Source organism: Deinococcus maricopensis DSM 21211, from assembly GCF_000186385.1.
Taxonomy (GTDB): domain Bacteria; phylum Deinococcota; class Deinococci; order Deinococcales; family Deinococcaceae; genus Deinococcus_B; species Deinococcus_B maricopensis.
Genome location: NC_014958.1, coordinates 2942098 through 2956708 on the forward strand (window position 1 = coordinate 2942098; position 14611 = coordinate 2956708).

Sequence of the window (14611 nt, forward strand, 5' to 3'; positions counted from 1 at the left end):
GCACCCGTGCGGGGTGCCTGCTGGGGCCGTGCAGGGTCAGTCGGCGGCGGTGCCGTGCTGGCCGAGCGCGGTGGCTTTCTTGGCTTCCTCGGCTTCCGCTTCGAGTTTCGCCTTGATCTTCTTCAGGACGAAGGAGCTTTCGCGTTCGCGCTGGTCGAGGACGCCGCGGATGAAGCGGATGTCTTCCTTCACGCCGGGGATGACGATCTGCTCGAGTGCGTTCACGCGGCGGCTGGTCTTCTTGATTTCCTCGCCGATGCGGCGCAGTTTCGTTTCGGTCGCGGCGACCTTCACGAGCGCCTGCATGACGCGGCCGAAGTCCTCGGCGGCCTGGATGGTGCGCGTGCCGACCGTGATGGGGCTGAAGCTCGCGGTGTTCTCGCGTTCCGGAACCTGAATTTTCGGGACCTTCACGCCGTAGATACTCTCGATCTGCATGTTGACCGCGTACTCGCCGCTCTGCGCGAGGCTGAGGCTCTCGACGGCCTCGGGGGAATCCCAGGCTTTCGCGGAGAACAGGCTCACGTACGCGCCCTTGCTGACGCTCGCGAGTTCCTCGCGGGCGGCGAGGGCGTCGCGGACGAGCGCGAAGAACTCACCGATCAGGGCGTCGCGTTTGCGTTTGAGCAGGTCGGCGCCGCTGTTCGCGGTTTTCAGGTTCGCTTTGCTGGCGAGCAGTGCGGTGCGGGTGGGGCTGATATCTGCCATGTGTTCACCTCCCTGCGGGGTGGGCTGAGGGCCTACCGATTCACGGTACACCCTCGCGGTGCGGCCCGCGTGAGCGGGCCGCGAAGGTCAGATGCGGTTACCGCGCCACATTTCGTCCATCTTCGTACCGTAGTACTTGTCGATGGCGTCGCGGCCGATACGGGTGAGCTGGCTCTGCGGGAGTTTGCTGAGGATGCCCCACGCGACCGTCAGGCTGTCGTCAATGCTGCGGTCCGCGTTGCCCTGGCCGATGAAGTACTGCTCGAAGTCCTCGGCGAAGCGCAGGTACAGCTTGTCGGTTTCGGTGAGGGCGTCCTCACCGGTGATGGCGACGAGCTTGCGCAGCTCCAGGCCGTTCGCGTACGCGGCGAACAGCTGGTCGGAAACGTTCTTGTGGTCCGCGCGGGTCTTGCCCTTGCCGATGCCGTTGCCCTGAAGGCGGCTGAGGCTCGGGAGGGGGTTGATGGGCGGGTTCACGCCTTTGGCGTTCAGCGCGCGGTCCACCACGATCTGACCTTCGGTGATGTAACCGGTCAGGTCGGGGATGGGGTGCGTGATGTCGTCGTCGGGCATGGACAGGATGGGGATCTGCGTGACCGAACCGGGCTTGCCTTCGATGACGCCGGCGCGCTCGTACAGCGACGCCAGGTCGGTGTACATGTAGCCGGGGAAGCCGCGGCGGCCAGGGATCTCTTCGCGCGCGCCGCCGATTTCGCGGAGCGCCTCGCAGTAGTTCGTCAGGTCGGTCAGGATGACCAGCACGTGGTAGCCGTGCTCGAACGCGAGGTACTCGGCGGTGGTGAGCGCCATGCGGGGGGTGAGCAGACGCTCGACGGCGGGGTCGTCGGCCTTGTTCAGGAAGAGGACCGAGCGGGCGAGCGCGCCGGTGCGCTCAAACTCCTGCGTGAAGAAGCTGACTTCACGCTGGGTCAGGCCCATCGCGGCGAACACGACGGCGAAGTCGCCTTCGTGACCGGGCACCTTCGCCTGGCGGGCGATCTGCGCGGCGAGTTCGTTGTGCGGGAGGCCGGAGCCGCTGAAGATCGGGAGTTTCTGGCCGCGGATCAGCGACGTGTTCACGTCGATGGTGCTGATGCCGGTCTGGATGAACTCCTCGGGCTTGGCGCGCGCGGCGGGGTTCATGGCCTGGCCGTTGATGCTGACGCGCTTTTCCGCGACGACGTTGGGGAGGCCGTCGATGGGGCGGCCGAGACCGTCGAAGCGGCGGCCGATCATTTCCTTGCTGACGCCGAGGCGCGCGACGTCCTCGACGAGGCTGACGCTGGCGGTGGCGAGGTCGAGACCGCGGGTTTCTTCGAACACCTGGATGACGGCGTTCTGCTCGCTGACTTCGATGACCTGACCGCCGCGGGTGCGGCCGTTGCCGTCGCGGATTTCGACGATGGCGCCGTACGCGAGGTCGGCGGCGGCGTTCACGAACAGCAGCGGTCCGCTGATGTACGCGACGTCGTTGTATTCCTTCTTGAGGAGGGTCACGCTTTCACGCCCTTAAAGGTGGTGTCGAGTTCGTCCATGACGCCGTTCCCGTAGGCCTCGAATTCCGCTTCGCTGACGTAGCGGGCGCGGCTGAGTTTCTCGATGACGGGGTTCTGGATGATCTCGTCGATGGTCGCGCCGCCACGGAGGGCCGCGTCGGCTTCGTCGTAGAACTTCAGCATCATTTTCATGAGGCCGTAGTTCTTCGGCATGCTGGCGCTGGCGTCGACGGGGTCGAAGCCGTTCTGCTGCAGGAAGTCCTGGCGGAGCATACGGCCCGCTTCGATGATGAGACGCTCGTTGTCCTGCAGGGCGTCGGGGCCGACGAGCTGCACGACTTCCTGCAGGCTCGCTTCCTGCTGGAGGATGTTGCCGATGCGGGCGCGCAGTTCCGGGAAGTCCGGGCCGACGTTCTCGCGGTACCAGCTGTCCAGGATCGGCGTGAACAGGCTGTAGGAGCCGTTCCAGTTGATGGCCGGGAAGTGGCGGCGGCGCGCGAGGCCGGCGTCGAGGCGCCAGAATGCGCCGGTGATGCGCAGCGTGGCCTGCGTGACGGGCTCGGACATGTCGCCGCCGGCGGGGCTGACCGCGCCGATCACGGACACGGCGCCGTCTTCGCCGGCGAGGGTGCGCACGGCACCGGCACGCTCGTAGAACGCCGCGAGTTTCGCCGCGAGGTACGGCGGGTAGCCTTCTTCGGCGGGCATTTCTTCGAGGCGGCTGGAGATTTCGCGGAGCGCTTCGGCCCAGCGGCTGGTGCTGTCCGCCATCAGGGAGACGCTGTAGCCCTGGTCGCGGAAGTACTCGGCGAGGGTGACGCCCGTGTACACCGAAGCTTCACGCGCGGCCACCGGCATGTTGCTGGTGTTGGCGATCAGGATGGTGCGGTGCATCAGGGGGCCGCCGGTCTTGGGGTCCTCGAGTTCCGGGAACTCGACGAGCACGTCCGTCATTTCGTTGCCGCGCTCGCCGCAGCCGACGTACACGACGATGTCGGCGTTGCCGTACTTCGCGACGGACTGCTGCGTCACCGTCTTGCCCGAGCCGAAGGGGCCGGGGATCGCGGCGGCGCCGCCCATCACGAGGGGGAACAGCACGTCGAGGATGCGCATGCCCGTGAGGAACGGGAGGCTGGGGTCCTTCTTGAGCGCCACGGGGCGGGGCGCGCGGACGGGCCAGTAGTGCGCGAGGCGCAGTTTGGTGCCGTCCTCGAGTTCCGCGATGGTGTCGTCGATGGTGTACTGCCCGGCGTCGGCGACCCAGCGGAGCTTGCCGCTCACGTCGGGGGGCGTCAGGATCTTGTGCGTGAAGCTGAACTCGGGCACGGTGCCGAGGATGCTGCTGCCGCTGACGGTGTCGCCGGCGCGGACGCTGGGCGTGAAGGCCCATTTCGCTTCGCGGTTCAGGCTGCTGACTTCGATGCCGCGCGCGATGAAGTCACCGGAGGCCGCGCGGATCTTGTCGAGGGGACGCTGAATGCCGTCGTAGATGCCGTTGAGCATGCCCGGCCCGAGCTCGACGCTCAGGGGCAGGCCGGTGGTTTCGACAGGTTCACCGACGGTGAGGCCGCTGGTGTCTTCGTACACCTGCACGAAGGCCGTGTCGCCGTCGAGGCGAATGATTTCGCCGACGAGGCGCTCGGTGCCTACGCGCACGATGTCGTACATCTTCGCGCCGTACATGCCCTTCGCGATACACGTGGGGCCTGCGATGCGCTCGATGACGCCTTGTTTCGTGGTTTGCGTCATTGCTGCTCCTTGGGGAGTGTTGAGAGAGGTGCGGGGCGGGGGCGTGCAGCCGTGGGGTCGCATGGCCCTCCGCCCCTCATACCTTGTTTACAGCTTGATGTCGAAGCCGATGGTGTCGCGCACCAGCTTGCCCATGTACGCCTTGGCGTCCACGGTGTTGCTGCTGAACGCGTCCGCGAGGCTGGGGATCGGCAGGATGATCGGGAGGTCCCGGCCGCGCATGGCGCGCGCCACGGCGGTCTGGGGGTCGGCGATCAGGCCGGTGTCCACGGCGACGAGGCCGTAACCGCCGCTGGTAACGAGCGTTTCGAGTTCGCGCACGGCGGTTTCGGGAGTCGCTTCGATCACCTGCACGCCGGCCAGGCGGTAGCCGGTGGCGGTTTCGCTGTCGGCCAGCACGGCGACTTTGTGCTGAGGGGCGGTCATGCGCGCTCCAGTTCCGCGCGGATCTGCTCGGTGGGCACGCCGTAGAATTTGGCGCGGCCGATCAGGCGCAGCTTGGCGATTTCCTGTTCCTTGCGGCGCAGGAAGTCGATGGCCACACCCACGCCGAGCGGGTCGCCGGCGGAGGCGTCCGTGGCGGCGCGGTCGAGTACGCGGCGCGCGGCCAGTTCGGAGCCTTCGAGGGTGGGCGCTTCGAGGATGGCGGTCATGTCACCGGCGGCGTTGTCGCCGCCCGCGAGGCGCGCGAAGCCCTGCGTGTCGATGTCGCTGCCGCCGGGCACGAACAGCGCGGGGTTAAGGCTGCCGCCGCGCAGGCTGCGGGCGGTGAGGGCGTTGGTGACGTCCACTTCGCGTGACAGGTAGCGGCGGAGGCTGGTGTTGCGGCTGACGCGCAGCGCGTGCCGGTAGTACCCCTGGTCGAGGGTGACTTCCAGGTCGAGTGAGCGGGAGCCGGCGGCGTACGCGGCCACGGCGTCCTTGAACGCCCGCGCGAGCGGGTGGCCGCTGAGCGCGATGGCCTGCGCGGCGGACGCGAGGTCACCGCTCTGCACGGCGGCCTGCAGGGTGCTGGGCTTGAGGCTGCCGCCGGGCACGAGGCTGCCGAGGATGTCGTCCTGGCTGCGCCCGGCGATGATGCCGCGCGCGACGGTCTTGAGGTTCACCAGGTCCCACTTCATGAGCAGGACGCTGATTTCCGCGCGAGCGTCGCCGTCGGCCATGCGCAGCACCTTGTTGGCGGTCTCGAAGAGGTTGCGGGACAGCGCGGCGTCGAGTTCCGGCAGGCCGGCGTCCGGCGCGGTGGCGCCGACGAGGTCGCCGCTGATGGGCGTCTCGCTGAGCACGCGCAGGAACTCGGCGTAGGTGCCGCTGGCGGCGGCGCTGTCGAGGGCGCGCCCGTCGAGCAACTTGGTGCGCATCACCTTGAGGCGCGCGTTGATGAAGTCGTAGTCGTCGGGCATGGCCGTCCTTACTCCGCCATCATCCGGGCGATTTGCGGGGAGAGGGCGGCGCGCACGCGCTCCAGGCGACCTTCGAGCGTGTTGCTGATGCCGCTCTTGCCACCGCGACCGACGACGCGCACGCCGCCGCGAATGGCGGGGTTCTCGCGCACGTCGATGCCGGGGGCGACCTCGCGGGCGATGTGCGCCTCGGCGGGGTTCACTTCGAGGGCTTCGGCGTCGGGGATGGCCTGGCGGGCTTCGCTGATGAGGCGCGCGAGGATCTCGCGGTACTCGGGCACCTGCGTGACGTTGCGCAGCTCCTGCTGGGCAATGTCGAACGCCTGCGCGAGGCCGCTTTCGTTGGCGTTGAGACGCGCGGCGGCGAGTTCCAGGTCCGCGGCGCTGCGCGCGCGGGTCAGTTCAGCCTGACGCTGCGTTTCGAGGGCGCGGGTGCGGCTCTCGACAAGAGCCTGCGCGCGCTCCTGCGCTTCGCGGAGAATCGCCTGGGCGCGTTCGCGCCCTTCGGCGCGGACGCGCTCGATTTCCGCGCGCGCTTCGTTTTCGAGAAGGGCGTCGAGGGCCATATCAGCGAAGGATGAACAGCGCGAGGAAGCCGAAGATGACGAGCGTTTCGGGGATCAGGAAGTACAGCAGCAGGCTGCCGGCCTTGCTGGGGTCTTCGGCGACGGCGCCGACGAGGCTGCTACCGATGCGCGCCTGGGCGATGCCGGTGCCGACGGCGCCGAGGCCGAGGGCGAGGCCGGCGCCGACGGCGCGGAGGCCCTGGTACAGGGAGTCGTTGTCAGCGGTGGCGGCTTCCTGGGCGAGACCGCTGGTCGCAAGAGCGAAAACGAGGGACGCGAGGACGATCTTGTTGTATTTGGTCATGTCAGGACTCCTTGGACTTATTTACCTTGCCCGCTCACGGGGCTGAGGCGGCGGAGGGGGTTGTAAGCGGGGCTGGTCTCGGCGTTGAAGCCGGTCGGGTTGAGGAACTCGACCATGTGAAGACGCAGCGGTTGGACGATGTGGCCGATCAGGGTCAGGGCGAGCACGAAGAAGTGCAGCAGGACGCCCAGAATGATGCCGATCAGCACGCCGAGAATCCCGAGGCTCTCGCCGAGGCTCCAGCCGAGGTCGGTGCAGAGTTTCGCGAGGATCGCGCTGACCAGACCGACGGCGAAGATACGGGAGTAGCTCATCACGGCGCCGCCCTGGGACAGCAGCTCGATGGGGAGCATCGGGAAGTGCTTGATCACGCGGATCCAGCCGACGATGAACAGCAGGAAGCCGACGTACATCAGCAGGACCAGCGGGTTCCCGAAGTTCGTGAACTGCGAGAAGTCCTTGCCGGCGCGGGTGGCGAACGCCATGGCGATCAGGGCGCCGACGCCGCCGAACAGCGCGAGGCCTTCCCAGGTGTGCACGGGGTCGCGGTGGCGCAGGCCCTGCGCGATGCGGATGCCCCAGCCCCAGAGGACCTGGACGATGCCGAACAGCAGGGAGAACACGAGGGCCACGTTGCTGAAGTAGCTGGTCTCGAGGCGCGGGAAGAGGATGGGGATCACGCCGTGGTGCGCTTCGGCGGCGGCTTCGGCGCGGATGCCGGTCCAGCCCCAGAGGCTGTTGACGATCTCCGGGTTGACGTAGAAGAGCCCGGCGTGTTCGAGGAGGGTGCCGAAGAATTCACCGGTGAGGAGGCCCCACAGGATGGTCCAGGCGGCCATCACGTTGGTGACGAAGCCGAGGTTCCGCAGGGTTTCGGGCGGCACGTACGCGCCGAAGAAGCTGAGGTCCCAGCCTTCGTTGCGCTTGGCCTTGCCGAGCAGCCACATGCCGAACGCGAGGAACAGCAGGCCGTAGCCGATGTCGGCCATGATGATGCCGAAGAACAACGGGAAGAACACGGCGATGACCCAGGTGGGGTCGAAGGTGCCGTACTTCGGGAGGCTCATGAGGCCCATGACAACTTGGAAGGGGCGCACGTAGCTGTTGTTCTTGAGCTGGACGGGCACGCTTTCGCCGTGGTGCTCGTCGGCGTCGCTGAGCTGGTAGCTCACGCCGTTGCCGAACGTGGCGAGCGCGGCCTGCATGTCCTTAACGCGGTCGGCGGGCACGTAGCCCTGGAGGACCATGCTGTACTTGCCGCGGGCGCTGACGGCCTGCACGTCGTGGATGGCGACGCGGTCCGCGAGGGCGTCGCGAATGGCGTACAGGGTGGGGGCGTGCGTGTCGGCGAGGCGAGCGCGTTCGTTGTCGAGGTCGCGCAGCGCGGCCGGCGTTTCGCGTTCGATGCGCTCGAATTCCCGCGCGGCGTCCGCGAGGGTGAGGCGGTCGAAGCGGCCGGGGAGGCGCAGTTCGCCGACGCGGGCCTTGCCGAGCGCGGCGCGGGCACGGTCGCGGTCCGCGAGCGGCACGACGACCAAGCCGACGACGTTGTTGCCAACGGTGCGGGTGTCGAGCGCGTAGCGGTCCTTGAGGTCGGCGTTGAGCGCCGCGTTCAGGTCGTTCAGGCCGGCGTCGCCGACCTGCATGGTGAACGGAATGACGGCGAGTCGGCGGCTGCGGTCCACGCCGCCCGCGAGGGTGGCGAGGGCCTGCGTAACCTGACCGTAGGTGCCGGCAGCGTCGAGGTCGCTCGTCAGTTCCGCGCGGCGTTTCGCGAGGATGCTGGCGGGGCCGGCGACGTTCTCAAGGTGCGTGCCCCAGTCGCGCTCGTCGGGGAGCGCGCCGTGGGGGACGCGGTGCGTGCCGAGTTCCGTGAGGGTCGTTTCGGCGCGGGCAAGGAGGCGTTCGGTGTGCTTGCGCTCGTCGGCCTCGGCGCCCTGGAGGGGGCCGGTGCTGAGGCGCCCCTGCTCCTGCACCTGCACGGGCACAATGTGCAGCACGCCCGCCGCCTGGAGGGCGCTGATGATCGCTTTATCGTCGCGTTTGCGAGCGGCGATCACGACCTGCTGCATTTTGTTGATCACGGAAGCACCGCCCTCAGGATGGTTTCGACGGCCTGCCCGACCTTCTGTTGGTTGCGGGCGGTGGCGGTCTGCACGTCACTCTGGGCTTGCGTCGCGGCCTGCTGGCGGATCTGGGCGGTTTCCTCGCTCAGACGCTGTGCGTGCTGGGCCGTCATCTGTCGGGCCTGTTCTTCGGCGTCGCGCATGATGCGCGCTGCTTCTGCTTCGGCCGCTTCGATCTCGCGTGCCGCTTCCTGACGGGCCTGCTCGATTTGCTGGTCGAGGGCCTGTTCGCGGCTGGCGAGTTCGCTTAACACTCGGCTGGCGTCCAAATTCCTCCTCCTTTCCTCCCCCTCCGTGACACGCGGCACCTCGGGCCTCTGGGGTCTGAGGTGCACATTGGTCTGTCTGGAAGGCTTGATGAAAGCCCGACGTACGTTAGGTCAAGCTCGCGCAAATAGTACCATAGGCGTCCATACGCGCAGGCAGGGACAATTACCCCTGCCGGTGAGGCGTAGATGTCAGGGAACGCGCACCCAGGCGCGCCGCACCGCCCCTTTTTGGGCAGAAAACAACGCCGCCCCGGGCCAGGGGACGGCGTCACGCTCACTTCAAGGAGGGTCAGGTCGGTGCTGTGGGGGTCTCACCTCGCTTTGTGGAATGAGGGCGGATTGGAAACCCGGGTAGGGTACGGAGCGAGGTTGAGTCAGTCGCCGCCGAGCAGCACAGGCGTGCCGAGCGGACTTTCGGCTTCGCGGTAGCCTTCTTCCTGGTGCGCGACCAGGTCGACGCCGAGCGTTTCCTGACGTTCCGTGATGCGCAGGCCGCCCATCAGCGCGCCGACGAGTTTGAGCAGCAGGAAACTGCCGATGCCCGCGAGGGCGACGGTGATGAGCACGCCGAGCGCCTGCACGCCGAGCTGGCTCCAGCGTCCGTCGATGACGCCGCTGCCGAGGTCGTTGACGGTCTTGGTGGCGAACACGCCGGTGAGCAGGGCCCCCACGATGCCGGCCACGCCGTGGCAGGCGAATACGTCGAGGGCGTCGTCGGTGATGAAGCGGTGTTTGAGCTGTACCGCCCAGAAGCTGGCGGTGGCGCCGAGCACGCCGATGAGGATGCTCGCGAGGGGGCTGACGAAGCCGCAGGCGGGGGTGATGGCGACCAGGCCGACGATGGCGCCGGTGGCGGCACCCACGGCGGTGGGACGCTGGCCGCGGATGACTTCCCAGAACAGCCACGCGAGGATCGCGGCGGCGGTGGCGGTGTTGGTGGTGAGCAGGGCGTTCGCGGCGACGCCGTTGGCGCCGAGGGCGCTGCCGGCGTTGAAGCCGAACCAGCCGAACCACAGCAGGCCCGCGCCGAGCAGCACGAACGGGACGTTGTGCGGCACGGTGGCGCGGCGGGTCAGGCCGAGGCGGGGGCCGACGACGATCGCGGCAACGAGGGCGCTGACGCCCGCGGCGATGTGGATGACGGTGCCGCCCGCAAAGTCGAGCGCACCGAGCTTGAAGAGGTAGCCGTCGCTGCTCCACACCATGTGCGCGAGGGGACTGTAGATCAGCAGAGTCCACAGCGCGGCGAACAGCACGAACGCGCCGAACTTCATGCGGTCCACGACGGCACCGCTGATCAGGGCCGGGGCGATGATGGCGAACATCGCCTGGAACGCCACGAACAGCGGGGTGGGGATGGTGCCGGTGAGCTGCCCCAGGGTGCCGTTCAGGCCGACGTTGGCGAAGCTGCCGATGAGGGCATTGCCGCCGGCGCCGAACGCGAGGCTATACCCGAGGAGCACCCACAGCACGCCGACGATGGCGATGGCGACGAAGCTCATCATCATGGTGTTCAGGACGCTTTTGGCGCGCACCAGACCGCCGTAGAAGAACGCGAGGCCGGGCGTCATGAGGAGCACGAGGGCGGCGCTGATGAGCATGAAGGCGGTGTCGCCCGTGTCGAGTTTGGGGGTGCCCTGCGCGGCGGCGGTGGTGGCGGCGGCGAGGACAAGGGTGGCAAGCGGTGCTCTGGTCATGGTGGTCTCCCCTGGGTCCTTCAGGCGGGTGTGAGGCGCGTTTCGTTGACGGGCGTGAGGGCGGCGCTGCCCCGCTCGCCGGTGCGGATGCGGATGACCTCTTCGATGGGGGTGACGAAGATCTTGCCGTCGCCGACCTCGCCGGTGTGGGCGCTGCGCAGGATCGCTTCGATGGCGACGTGCACGAAGGGGTCGCTGACGGCCATCTTGAATTCGACCTTGTCGCGGAATTCGACCATGACGCGCGTGCCCCGGTAGTGCTCGACGACTTCCTGCTCGCCGCCGTGGCCGCTCACGCGGGTGAGGGTGAGGCCGCTGATGCCAGCCTGGAACAGGGCTTCTTTGACCTGTTGGACCCGTTCGGGTCGGACGATGGCGGTGATGAGTTTCAAGACTGCCTCCCTGGTGAGCGGTGCGCGCTGTCCAAGATGAACAGCTCTTGCTGCACACCGTAAGGCCAGATACTCGGGAAGTCAATGCTTTTTGTGCAATTTGTTCATACTTTTTTAGACGCTTTGCAATTTCTGATTTGCGTGGTGATCCAACAGCCCGCCCTGCAGGTCCCGGAACAGCGGAAGGGCGGCCATTTGGCCGCCCTTCCGCTAATTCATGCCAGCTTTCGCCGTCGCCGGCGCGCCCACCACCGTGACGCCCACCACACGAGCGCCACCAGCAGCAGCACCCCCAGCACCGGCACGAACACCGCCAGCACACTCACCAGCAGCGACGACACGTCCTCCAGAAACGACACCACCGGATTCGCGAGGCCGCCCGTCGTCGCCGTCGCCACTGGCCGTACGGCTGTCCGCGTGGCCTGCACGCCGCCCGCCACCATGAACCCGAGCACCATCGACAGCGCCGGCGGCACGTCCACCAGATGGTTCTGCGACGCGAACAGCAACGCGCCCGCCCCGGCATTCACCACGCCGCCCACCAGATGCAGCGCGTGATCCACGCCCGGCACCTTGTCCCCCACGAAATCCAGCGCGCCCAGCACCGCCACGATCAGCAGCACCCACGGGTTCGACAGCCACGCCACCGGATCCTGCAGGTGCACCACATTCAGGCGGTCCAGCAGTCCCATCAGCAGCAACGGCACGTACGCATTCAGGCCCGCTGCGCCCGACAGGCCGAACGCCGACAGCAGATTCGAGATCACCTCCACCAGCCCACCTCCTCTTCCCTCTTCTATGCGAGCCTGGGGTGGAGCGGAGCGCGGGAAGCTTCAGGGAACTTCACGCTCCGCCCCACCCCACGGGCACGCCCGAAGGTCAGGCGGGGTCGACGGGGGCCGCCGGGGCCGGTTCGGGTTTCGGGCGCAGGTCCGTGCCGTTGAACCGCGCCTGCGCCTCCAGCAGCCCCAACGTCGCCCACGCCTCCACCGCGTTCGCGCCGAGACGCACGAGTTCATCGACGGTGGTCCGCTCCTCGTCCCGCCATTTGCTCAGCACCCAGCCCGCCGGGTCCCATCCGGTCGGCGGGCGGGAAATGCCAAGCTTCAGGCGCGGGAAGGCGTCCGTGCCGAGTCGCGTGATGATGTCGCGCACGCCGTTCTGGCCGCCGTGGCGTCCGCCCAGGCGGAACTTCATCAGGCCGAACGGACTGTCGAGGTCATCCTGCACGACCAGCAGGTGCGCGCCGTCCAATTTGTAAAACGTCATGAGCGGCGCGACCGCACGGCCGGAGCTGTTCATGAACGTCTGCGGCTTCACGAGCAGTACCTTCTCCGTGCCGAGCCGCACCTCGGTGACTTCGGCGTCCCGGTCCTTACGCCAGGTCGCGCCCGCGCGGCGCGCCACTTCATCCACGACCAACCAGCCGACGTTGTGGCGCGTGAGAGCGTACTGCGCGCCTGGGTTGCCCAGGCCCACCACCACGCGCACGCTCAGGCCTCCAGCGCGTTCAGCACCTCGCGCCAGCGGGCGTCCGCGTCGCGGACCTTGCTGTCCTCGCGGAAGCGGTCGTACTCGCGGCGGAAGTCCGCGAAGCGCGCGTCCGTCTGCCCGAACAGCAGCCCGAGGGCAGTGCGGACGTCCTGAATGTGCCGGGTGGTGAGCGGTTCCTTGCTGTCGATCACCTCGTCGAGCGTTGCCATCAGGCCCGACAGGGGCCGCAGCCACTGGAAGTGCGGATCGTTCAGCACGAGGTTGTACAGCGTGAACGCCCCATCAATCTTGCCGTTCAGGAACTCGTAGTCGCTTTTCGCGTGTTCGAGCAGCGCGGCGTGCAGGTGGCGCAGCGCCTTGGCGAGGCCGGTGAGGCGCACACGAATCGGGTCGGACGCGGTCATGCGCGCAGTGTAGCGCCCGTCGGGCGTGCGGACGGTGGGCGCGCTACGCTGTGGCGTCATGGAGTACCGCACCTTCCACGAACCGGATTTTGACGCGCTGCAGGCGCTGGAGGCGCGCGTGCTGCGCGCCGAGGACCCGAATTTCGACGCGCTCGCCGAGCGTGAACGCGAGGGGCGCGTGCGCACCAGCCTCGCGGCCCTGAAGTTCTTCGAACGCAGCGAGCACAGTTTCGCCGCAGCCGAAGGCGGCACGCTGCACGGCGTGATCCTGGCGCAGAGCGTGTGGCAGGGCGACCGGCCCATCGTGCTGGTCGCGCGCGCGCTCATCGCGCCGGACGCCCCGGCGGACACCGCCGCGGGCCTGCTGCGCGCCTGCGTGAAAAGTGCGTACGACGCGGCGGTGTACGAGGTGCATTTCCCGCTCACGGACGGCCTGGAGGACGCCGCGCGCGCGGACGGCGCGTACGTGACCGGGCAGTACGCGGTGCGGCACCTGGGCACCCGCGCGGAAACGGCGCCCGGGGCACGCCTGGGCGGCGCACCGAACGCGGGCGCTTGAGGGGACCCTCATCCTCCCGGGCGGAATCGCGCTACGCTGCTGGGCATGAAGGCTTCTCGTGTGTTGATTGGGGTGCGCGGCATGGACCGCGAGGCGGGGCAGCGGGTCGCAGCGGCCCTGGAAGCGATGAACGGCGTGAGCCGCGCCACGCCCGATGACGGGCAGGTCGAGGTGCACTACGACCCCAGTCTGCTGACCGTGATGGACCTGATCCGCGCGGTCCGCAAGCAGGGCTTCCTGGCAGGCATGCTCTAACCGTGGCGCTCGGCTACGTGGGGACCCTGACGCTGCGGCTGGAGATGCCGTGGGTGGGGAGCCTGAAGGAGAAGCGGGCGCTGGTGCGGCCCATCGTGGAGCGCGTGAAAAGCCGCTTTCCGGTGAGTGTCGCGCGCCTGGACGGCCTGGACGCCCATGACTGGGAGGTCGTGGGCGTCGTGACCGTCTCGAACGACGCCGCGTGGGTCGAGGAGACGCTGCGGCACGTCGCGGACTTCTTCGCGGAGCAGGGTGAGTACCGCGTGACCGCCGAGGACACCGACGTGTTCCCGCTCGGACACGACGAAGACTGACCCCACGTCGAGAACGGCGCCCCCGGATCACCCGGGGGCGCCTTCTTGTGTTCGCGGCGTTATTTGTTGAGGGCGCCGAACCCGGCGGGGCGTTGCAGCAGGCGCCAGTTCAGAACGCTGTTGCCGCTGAACTCAATGGCGCTGGGGCTGGGGTTGTCGCAGTTGTACTTCGCGTTGGTTTTGCGCATGATCGGCCACACCACCATGGCGGCGCGCCCGGCGATGTCGCGCAGCGGAATCGGGCCGAAGGTGCGCGAGTCGAGGCTGCCCTGCTCGGTGCGGTTGTCGCCCATCATGAAGTACTGCCCGGCAGGCACCGTGAATTCCTTTTGGGTTTTCATGTACGCGTAGCGGTTGCCGCTCTGCGCGTTGTTGGCGATGTCGCTCTGGGTGTCCCAGCAGCCCTGCGCCTGCCAGTAGTCGGTGGTGAACGACTGGTCGATGCGGGTGTTGTTCACGTACAGGTTGCCGCCGTCCATGCGGACGCGATCGCCGGGCAGGGCCACCAGGCGTTTGATCAGGAACGGCCGGTACTGCCACAGGCCCACGAAGCTGCGCACTTCATCTTCGGCGGCGCGGGGAGGTTTGAAGATCAGGATGTCGCCGCGTTTGAAGTTCCCGACGCCGACCTTGTGCAGCCACGTCTCGTACTTCGGCACGAGGACGCGTTCGCCGTTGCGGAGGTTCGGCATCATGCTGGTGCCGTCCACGCCGACGAGCGTCGCCACGAACTGCGTGATGACGACGGCGAACACGATGGGTTCGAGCAGTTCTTTCCAGAGTCGCTTCAGAAAGGACTGCGGGGGTTTTTGAACTTGGGTCATGACGCTCCTTACGCTCGGCAGCATAGCGTTTCTCCGGGAATGCCCGTGAGG

The 14611-nt window shown here is 67.9% G+C and carries 18 protein-coding genes; 3 read left to right on the forward strand and 15 right to left on the reverse strand.

Annotated features, from left to right (window positions below):
* Positions 1–36: 36 nt before the first annotated feature.
* The 14 genes from DEIMA_RS13830 to DEIMA_RS13895 form a co-directional block, all read right to left on the reverse strand.
* Positions 37–708 carry a V-type ATP synthase subunit D gene (locus DEIMA_RS13830; protein WP_013557888.1) on the reverse strand — a complete coding sequence of 224 codons (672 nt, stop codon included), beginning with the start codon at positions 706–708 and terminating at the stop codon, positions 37–39.
* 87 nt (positions 709–795) lie between these two features.
* A complete protein-coding gene (locus DEIMA_RS13835) occupies positions 796–2205 on the reverse strand; it encodes a V-type ATP synthase subunit B (RefSeq protein WP_013557889.1) in 1410 nt (469 codons plus the stop codon).
* Positions 2202–3953 (reverse strand): V-type ATP synthase subunit A, encoded by a 1752-nt coding sequence (locus DEIMA_RS13840; protein WP_013557890.1) that lies wholly within the window; start codon positions 3951–3953, stop codon positions 2202–2204. Before DEIMA_RS13840 ends, DEIMA_RS13835 begins: the two co-directional genes overlap by 4 nt.
* 87 nt (positions 3954–4040) lie before the next feature.
* Entirely contained in the window at positions 4041–4379 is a 339-nt protein-coding gene (locus DEIMA_RS13845; RefSeq protein WP_013557891.1) for a V-type ATP synthase subunit F, read from the reverse strand.
* Positions 4376–5356, reverse strand: a complete 981-nt coding sequence (locus DEIMA_RS13850; protein ID WP_013557892.1) for a V0D/AC39 family V-type ATPase subunit — start codon at positions 5354–5356, stop codon at positions 4376–4378. The genes DEIMA_RS13845 and DEIMA_RS13850 overlap by 4 nt, the downstream gene beginning before the upstream one ends.
* Before the next feature lie 8 nt (positions 5357–5364).
* Positions 5365–5922: a V-type ATP synthase subunit E gene (locus DEIMA_RS13855; protein WP_013557893.1), complete on the reverse strand. Its 558-nt coding sequence runs from the start codon at positions 5920–5922 to the stop codon at positions 5365–5367.
* Position 5923: 1 nt separating this feature from the next.
* Entirely contained in the window at positions 5924–6226 is a 303-nt protein-coding gene (locus tag DEIMA_RS13860) for an ATP synthase subunit K (protein ID WP_013557894.1), read from the reverse strand.
* 17 nt (positions 6227–6243) lie between these two features.
* Positions 6244–8298, reverse strand: coding sequence for a V-type ATP synthase subunit I (locus tag DEIMA_RS13865; RefSeq protein ID WP_013557895.1), 2055 nt, complete (start codon positions 8296–8298; stop codon positions 6244–6246).
* Between the two features lie 8 nt (positions 8299–8306).
* Positions 8307–8621, reverse strand: coding sequence for a V-type ATPase subunit subunit G family protein (locus DEIMA_RS13870; RefSeq protein ID WP_013557896.1), 315 nt, complete (start codon positions 8619–8621; stop codon positions 8307–8309).
* A 374-nt stretch (positions 8622–8995) separates the two neighbouring features.
* Positions 8996–10318: an ammonium transporter gene (locus DEIMA_RS13875; RefSeq protein WP_013557897.1), complete on the reverse strand. Its 1323-nt coding sequence runs from the start codon at positions 10316–10318 to the stop codon at positions 8996–8998.
* 20 nt (positions 10319–10338) lie between these two features.
* Entirely contained in the window at positions 10339–10710 is a 372-nt protein-coding gene (locus DEIMA_RS13880) for a P-II family nitrogen regulator (RefSeq protein ID WP_013557898.1), read from the reverse strand.
* A 215-nt stretch (positions 10711–10925) separates the two neighbouring features.
* Positions 10926–11483 (reverse strand): DUF4126 domain-containing protein, encoded by a 558-nt coding sequence (locus DEIMA_RS13885; RefSeq protein WP_013557899.1) that lies wholly within the window; start codon positions 11481–11483, stop codon positions 10926–10928.
* A gap of 106 nt (positions 11484–11589) precedes the next feature.
* On the reverse strand, positions 11590–12201 hold the full coding sequence (gene pth, locus DEIMA_RS13890) for an aminoacyl-tRNA hydrolase (RefSeq protein ID WP_013557900.1): 612 nt from the start codon (positions 12199–12201) through the stop codon (positions 11590–11592).
* Between the two features lie 2 nt (positions 12202–12203).
* Positions 12204–12608: a hypothetical protein gene (locus DEIMA_RS13895; RefSeq protein ID WP_013557901.1), complete on the reverse strand. Its 405-nt coding sequence runs from the start codon at positions 12606–12608 to the stop codon at positions 12204–12206.
* Positions 12609–12666: 58 nt separating this feature from the next.
* Between DEIMA_RS13895 and DEIMA_RS13900 the strand changes: the two genes are divergently transcribed.
* Genes DEIMA_RS13900 through DEIMA_RS13910 form a run of 3 tightly spaced genes read left to right on the forward strand, consistent with a single transcriptional unit; the run spans position 12667 to position 13736 of the window.
* Entirely contained in the window at positions 12667–13167 is a 501-nt protein-coding gene (locus DEIMA_RS13900; RefSeq protein WP_013557902.1) for a DUF1999 domain-containing protein, read from the forward strand.
* Between the two features lie 45 nt (positions 13168–13212).
* On the forward strand, positions 13213–13422 hold the full coding sequence (locus tag DEIMA_RS13905; RefSeq protein WP_013557903.1) for a heavy-metal-associated domain-containing protein: 210 nt from the start codon (positions 13213–13215) through the stop codon (positions 13420–13422).
* A 2-nt stretch (positions 13423–13424) separates the two neighbouring features.
* Positions 13425–13736, forward strand: coding sequence for a DUF503 domain-containing protein (locus tag DEIMA_RS13910; protein ID WP_013557904.1), 312 nt, complete (start codon positions 13425–13427; stop codon positions 13734–13736).
* A gap of 59 nt (positions 13737–13795) precedes the next feature.
* Here DEIMA_RS13910 and lepB read toward each other — a convergent pair whose 3' ends face one another.
* Positions 13796–14560 (reverse strand): signal peptidase I, encoded by a 765-nt coding sequence (gene lepB, locus DEIMA_RS13915; RefSeq protein WP_013557905.1) that lies wholly within the window; start codon positions 14558–14560, stop codon positions 13796–13798.
* Positions 14561–14611 lie beyond the last annotated feature (51 nt).